Raw genomic sequence first — 5,959 nt, 5'->3', positions numbered from 1 at the left:
CAAAGACGCTCATCAATGGCTCCCCAATGGATTTTAGCTAACGCGTGAAGAACGAAGTCGGCTGCTTTTGGTTGCGTGTCAGCGCGAACCGGTGACTCACAGCCAACGACCTGTCGACGCCGGACAGGGCAGCGAAACGTTGAACCTTACCCAAGGCGGAATGACGGCGAAATGACGTATCGTTGTGTGCACCGCGATATAGCCGACCGTCACCCAGCCGTGAGCACGGACAATTGCGTTTTCGAGTATGCTTCTGACTTCAGTTCGCGAATGGCCGTCCTCGGGTTCGTCGCGTCTGGCCAGATCGCGAGCCTGTCTGAAACCTGCGAACGCCGCCAGCCCTGCGGCGGCTACACGCTGGATCGAAGGGAGCGAACGACCATGGCCACCTATCATAGCAATGTCGCACCACACGCTCGGCCCGGCGATGAGGTCGCGGCCGAGCTGACCATCCGGAACATCGATTTTTCCGATTTGCAGCGGGCGCTGCAGCTCGGCTGGGAAGACTTCAAGGCCATGCCCAGTCACGCGCTGATGTTGTGCGCGATCTATCCCGTGCTCGGCCTGGTGCTGGCCCGGGCGGCGTTCGGCTACTCGGTGATTCCGCTGTTGTTCCCGCTGGCCGCCGGCTTCGCACTGCTCGGCCCGTTCGCCGCGCTCGGACTCTATGAACTGAGCAGCCGGCGCGAACGGGGCATCGAGGCCTCGGCCTGGGATGCCTTCGAGGTGCTGCGCTCGCCTTCGTTCGGCGCGATGCTCGGACTGGGCACGTTGCTGCTGGCGTTGTTCGTGACCTGGGTGGCGACCGCGCAGGCGATCTATATCGCCGTGTTCGGCTATGGCGGCGCGACCGGCTTTGGTGATTTCATCCAGCATGTCCTGACCACACGGCAGGGCTGGTGGCTGATCGTGGTCGGCTGCGGCACAGGTTTCCTGTTCGCGCTGCTGGCGCTGTCCATTACCGTGGTCTCGTTCCCGCTGATGCTTGACCGCCGTGCGGGCGCGCTCGAGGCCATGGTGACGTCATTGCGCGTGACCGCCAAGAACCCGGTTGCGATCGGAACATGGGGCCTGATCGTCGCCGCGCTCCTGGTTATCGGGACGATCCCGTTCTTCCTCGGCCTTGCGGTGGTGGTTCCACTGCTCGGCCACGCGACCTGGCACCTCTATCGCGAGGTGATCGCGGTCGATCCCAACGCAGTACGGCTGGCGCCGCCGGCACCTCCGCAGCGCAAGCCTGCCGCGGACTTCCCCGCCAATTTGTTCCCCTGGTCGCGCGACGACAAGTAGGCATGACATACATGCGTCAAGATCTGCAGCCGGGCCGCCGGTCATCTCGCCGGCGGCCCGCCGTTGACGGGGCGAAGTATTGCAGACGCATCCGCCTGTTAAACAATCCTTATTGTGTTGGATGGACGTTCGACGCGCGTCTCACATACGGCAACGTGAAGGGCGGGCCATGTTCTGGCCGCGGTCGCGCCCAAGATGGCGACCCGTTGATATCGGTTGAAATCATTTCGATGACAGGTGCGTTCGATGCCCCCTTCTCGCCTCCTTGCAAGCCTTGTCATGTGCGCCGCGTTTGCCGCGATGCCACTCGGCACAGCCCGCGCGGCGGCGGCGTGCGGCAGCGGCAGCTTTGATGCCTGGCTGACCGACTTCAAGGCGGAAGCGACGGCAAAAGGGATCTCGGCGGCCGCAGTCAGCACGGGCCTGAACGGAGTGACGCTCGATCAGAGTGTCATCACTCGCGACCATTCGCAGAAGGTTTTCTCGCAAACCTTCGAAGAGTTCTCCGGCCGCATGATCCCGCCGCGGCTGACCCGCGGTTCCAACATGATGAAGCAATATGGATCCGTGCTGTCGCGTATTGAGGAAGCCTATGGCGTGCCCGGCGAGGTGCTGGTTGCGATCTGGGGATTGGAGACCGATTTCGGCGTCAACATCGGCAAGTTCCCGACCATCCGCGCCTTGGCGACGCTGGCTTACGACTGCCGCCGCGCCGACGAGTTTCGCGCCGAACTGATGGATGCCCTGCGCATCGTGGAACGCGGCGACCTGGCGCCTGCCGAGATGCGCGGCGCGTGGGCTGGCGAGATCGGCCAGACCCAGTTCATGCCGTCCTCATGGCTGAAGTTCGCGGTCGATTTCGACGGCAACGGCCGGCGCGACCTGATGCGCAGCGCACCGGATGTCCTCGCCTCGACCGCAAATTACTTGAAGGGGCACGGGTGGCAGCGCGGCAAGGATTGGGAGCCCGGCGGCCCGAATTTCGCGGTGCTCCAGCAATGGAACAAGAGCGACGTCTACGCCCGCACGATTGCAGCGTTCGCGACTCAATTGTCGCACGCACCTTAGTGGGCATAACAAAAGGCCGACCGCCATCGCGGTCGGCCTGATATCATCGATCGGAGATACTTACTTGGCTACCCCCACATGGGCGGCTTTCGACAGGTGCACCGCGCAGACGCCCATCTTGCCGCTCAGCAAAGCGTCCTGCGCCAACGCCACTTCCTTCTCGGCCGCGAACTTGGCGTCGCCGTCGGCCATGGCCTCGATGGCGGTTTCCGTTTTCTCGAGATTCGAGCCGCTGCAACCACCGCCCACCTTCGCGGCATGCGCAGGCAGGGCTGTTCCCAGCGCTGCCGCCAACACGGCTACTCCAAAAAGCTTCATTTTCATGTGATTTCCCCACCTTTTCCACAGCCCCCGACGCCATGCCGAAAGCCATGTGACATTTTGTCGCCGAAGGTTGCTCAACCTCCGAATGAATTCGACGCGAGCAAAATGTGATGCGCGATCGGCGCAGAGGCACATGCATAACAGAGCGATTCGATTACAGGCCTGTAACGATGCGGCGCAGCGAACGCCGAACTGATAATGGAAATACAATCTGAGACTGCATTCTTGGATTTTCGGGAGCCTGCGCGGCGCATTGGATCGCGGCGCATCGAAAGGAAACGCTCGCCCGATCTGGTCGGCCCCGGATCGCCGCCGAGCAAGCGAATCACAACCGCTCGCGATGATGTGAGATAAATCGAATTATAATTCACTTTTAATGAACTGAGCGGGCAAGAAAGTGCGCCGCGACAATCCGCGACACCGAATGCACCCCGCTCCCGGCCTCCACAAAATACCTCAGAAAGTATTGATAACAAAGGTATTTCTACGGCATAAGCTGACAGCACCGAGAGTCCTAATGGCCCGTTACCGAAGCTATGCGCTGATCGTTTAGCTGCACCGCAACATCAGCGCTTCTGCAGCGCAACAATCTCTTCTATATTCATTTCAACGATGAGGCTCTGGCGAAGAGCTGAATCGTCGATCTAAGGAGATTTACTATGTTGCTCTCGCTCATCCGCATGATCCAGGCGTTCCGGGAGTATCAGCGCAACGTTGCCGAGCTGTCGCAGCTCAGCGATCGCGAGCTCGCGGATATCGGCCTCGACCGCTCTGACATTCCGCGCGTCGCCGCCGGTCACTACAACGGCTGATCAGCTGCTTCCGACGCCTTGACGGACAGCGCCCGCCTCTTGGCGGGCGTTGTCGTTTAGGGCGTCGCGGTTCCGTGGCCGATCTGGTCGAACGGCGTGCTAAGGCGCATTTCCCTGCAGCGGGAAACGCGCTACCTCTGCCCCCATGACTGCGACCAAATCGTCTCGCGAACCCATTCATGTCATTGGCGCCGGGCTCGCCGGCTCAGAAGCCGCTTGGCAGCTGGCCGAAGCCGGCGTCGGCGTGATTCTGCACGAAATGCGCCCGGAACGTATGACCGAAGCGCATCGGACGCACTCGCCCGCCGAGCTCGTCTGCTCCAATTCGTTCCGGTCCGATGACGCTGCCAATAACGCCGTTGGTCTGTTGCATGCAGAGATGCGGAAGCTCGGCTCGTTGATCATGCGCGCAGCCGATGCCAACCAGGTGCCCGCCGGAGGCGCTTTGGCGGTCGATCGTGACGGCTTTTCCGCCGCAGTCGGGCGAGCGCTGCAGGAGCATCCCCGAATCGAGCTTCGGCGCGGCGAAATCGCGGACCTGCCTCCGGCCGAATGGGACAATGTCATCGTCGCGACAGGCCCCCTCACCTCAGAGCCGCTCGCCGACGCCATCCGCGCTTTGACCGACGAAGATGCGCTCGCCTTCTTCGATGCCATCGCGCCGATCGTGCATAGGGAGACCATCGACATGTCGGTGGCCTGGTTTCAATCGCGCTACGACAAGGTCGGGCCCGGCGGGACCGGCGCGGACTATATCAACTGCCCAATGACGAAGGAGCAGTACGATGGCTTTGTCGCCGCGCTGCTCGCGGGTGAAAAGACCGACTTCAAGGACTGGGAGACCAACACGCCCTATTTCGACGGCTGCCTGCCGGTCGAGGTGATGGCGGAGCGCGGCCACGAGACGCTGCGCCACGGACCCATGAAGCCTGTGGGACTGACCAATCCGCACAACCCGACCGTGAAACCCTATGCAATCGTGCAGCTGCGCCAGGACAACAAGCTCGGCACGCTCTACAACATGGTCGGCTTCCAGACCAAGCTGAAGTATGGCGCCCAACAGCAGGTGTTCCGCAGCATTCCAGGCCTCGAGAAAGCCGAGTTCGCGCGTCTCGGTGGCCTGCACCGCAACACATTTCTGAACTCGCCGAAGCTGCTCGACGCCCAGCTGCGCCTTCGCGCCCAACCCCGATTGCGCTTTGCCGGCCAGATGACGGGCTGCGAAGGCTATGTCGAATCCGCGAGCATTGGCCTCATCGCAGGCCTCTACGCCGCAGCCGATGCGCGCGGACAACAGCTCGCGCCGCCCCCGCCGACTACGGCGCTCGGCGCGCTCCTAGGTCATATCACCGGCGGCCATATCGAAACGATCGACGCCGGGACGCGCTCGTTCCAGCCGATGAACATCAATTTCGGCCTATTCCCGCCGCTTGCGAGCGCGCCGACCAAAAAGCCGGACGGTACGCGCCTGCGCGGCAACGAGAAAACGGTCGCCAAGAAGCAGGCGCTCAGCGCCCGCGCATTGGCCGATCTCGACCGTTGGATCGCCGACCACCTCAATATCGCTGCCGCTGCGTGAGTTTCCGATGAGTTTGCCGAAGGACGACGCCAAAGTGCTGTCGTCGCGCTGGAGCAGCGGAGTTCTGCTCAAGGGCGACGTGTTTTCGATCGTTGAGCGCGGCCGTTTCCGCAGCGACAAGGGCGAGGTCGATGCCGTGCTGCGGCGGCTCGATGAAGTGCCATGGTGGTCGTATCTGCTGGCGCGCCATCTGTTCGCCCGGGAACGCAAGGCACTGACATTGGCCAACGGCCTCAATGTGGGTCCCGAGCTCCTGTGGGCCGGTGACCGCGCTCTGGTGCGCGGCTTCATCGACGGCGTCGCACTTCATTTGGCAAAACCCCGCGGCAATGTCGCCTATTTCCGCTCCGCCAAGCAGACGCTGCGCCGGCTGCACCGTGCCGGCATCACGCATAATGATCTCGCCAAGGAGCAGAACTGGCTGGTCGGGCGCGACGGCCATTGTTACGTCACCGACTTCCAGCTGGCGGCCTGTTTCTCGACGCGCAGCCGCCTCTTCCGCATCGCCGCCTATGAAGACCTGCGGCACATGCTCAAGCACAAGCGGACCTACGCACCGGAGGCGCTGACTCCGAAAGAGCGCAAGATCCTCGCGCGCAAATCCTTGTTCGCGCGGATCTGGCTCATGACCGGCAAGAAGGTTTATCGCGCCATCACCCGCGGCATCTTCAATTTCACCGATCGCGAAGGCGGTGGCCGGCGGCTGGTCAATGATGCGCCCGTGTTGATGGAGCTGATCCGCAGAAATCCCGATGTGCGCGACGCCGCGATCGTGGCCTTTGCCGACCGCCGCACCGGCGTCGGCCTTTACGCATTCGTCGAAGCCGACCGGCCCTCGCTCGAGGCTCAGCTGCAGACCGAACTTGCGGCCGCGAAGGGACCCAAA

6 protein-coding genes are annotated in these 5,959 nt (G+C 62.5%); 5 read left to right on the top strand and 1 reads right to left on the bottom strand.

Annotated features, from left to right (window positions below; all coding sequences use genetic code 11):
• Nucleotides 1–381: 381 nt before the first annotated feature.
• Together BRAS3843_RS14110 and BRAS3843_RS14105 are read left to right on the top strand one after the other, a co-directional pair.
• Complete coding sequence (locus BRAS3843_RS14110; protein WP_035981700.1) at nt 382–1,290, top strand: DUF2189 domain-containing protein; 909 nt, start codon at nt 382–384, stop codon at nt 1,288–1,290.
• 246 nt (nt 1,291–1,536) lie between these two features.
• On the top strand, nt 1,537–2,358 hold the full coding sequence (locus BRAS3843_RS14105) for a lytic murein transglycosylase (protein ID WP_035981696.1): 822 nt from the start codon (nt 1,537–1,539) through the stop codon (nt 2,356–2,358).
• A gap of 60 nt (nt 2,359–2,418) precedes the next feature.
• On the opposite strand, the gene BRAS3843_RS14100 is transcribed toward BRAS3843_RS14105, so the two are convergent.
• Nucleotides 2,419–2,682 (bottom strand): hypothetical protein, encoded by a 264-nt coding sequence (locus tag BRAS3843_RS14100; RefSeq protein WP_008969595.1) that lies wholly within the window; start codon nt 2,680–2,682, stop codon nt 2,419–2,421.
• 659 nt (nt 2,683–3,341) lie between these two features.
• Here BRAS3843_RS14100 and BRAS3843_RS39620 point away from each other — a divergent pair.
• The 3 genes from BRAS3843_RS39620 to BRAS3843_RS14090 form a co-directional block, all read left to right on the top strand.
• Nucleotides 3,342–3,494 carry a DUF1127 domain-containing protein gene (locus BRAS3843_RS39620; protein ID WP_083841365.1) on the top strand — a complete coding sequence of 51 codons (153 nt, stop codon included), beginning with the start codon at nt 3,342–3,344 and terminating at the stop codon, nt 3,492–3,494.
• A gap of 145 nt (nt 3,495–3,639) precedes the next feature.
• Nucleotides 3,640–5,073: a methylenetetrahydrofolate--tRNA-(uracil(54)-C(5))-methyltransferase (FADH(2)-oxidizing) TrmFO gene (gene trmFO, locus BRAS3843_RS14095; protein WP_008969593.1), complete on the top strand. Its 1,434-nt coding sequence runs from the start codon at nt 3,640–3,642 to the stop codon at nt 5,071–5,073.
• A 7-nt stretch (nt 5,074–5,080) separates the two neighbouring features.
• Nucleotides 5,081–5,959, top strand: an 879-nt coding sequence (locus BRAS3843_RS14090; RefSeq protein WP_035981695.1) for a serine/threonine protein kinase, incomplete at its 3' end; no start/stop codon positions are given.

It is taken from the genome of Bradyrhizobium sp. STM 3843 (assembly GCF_000239815.1).
GTDB lineage: Bacteria > Pseudomonadota > Alphaproteobacteria > Rhizobiales > Xanthobacteraceae > Bradyrhizobium.
Note: the sequence above shows the minus strand (reverse complement) of the source record. Positions and strands in the feature narration are given on the sequence as shown.

Coding starts and splice junctions, on each gene's coding strand:
- BRAS3843_RS39620 (WP_083841365.1), top strand. CDS start 3,342: ATGTTGCTCTCGCTCATCCGCATGATCCAGGCGTTCCGGGAGTATCAG.
- BRAS3843_RS14100 (WP_008969595.1), bottom strand. CDS start 2,682: ATGAAAATGAAGCTTTTTGGAGTAGCCGTGTTGGCGGCAGCGCTGGGA.
- BRAS3843_RS14110 (WP_035981700.1), top strand. CDS start 382: ATGGCCACCTATCATAGCAATGTCGCACCACACGCTCGGCCCGGCGAT.
- trmFO (WP_008969593.1), top strand. CDS start 3,640: ATGACTGCGACCAAATCGTCTCGCGAACCCATTCATGTCATTGGCGCC.
- BRAS3843_RS14105 (WP_035981696.1), top strand. CDS start 1,537: ATGCCCCCTTCTCGCCTCCTTGCAAGCCTTGTCATGTGCGCCGCGTTT.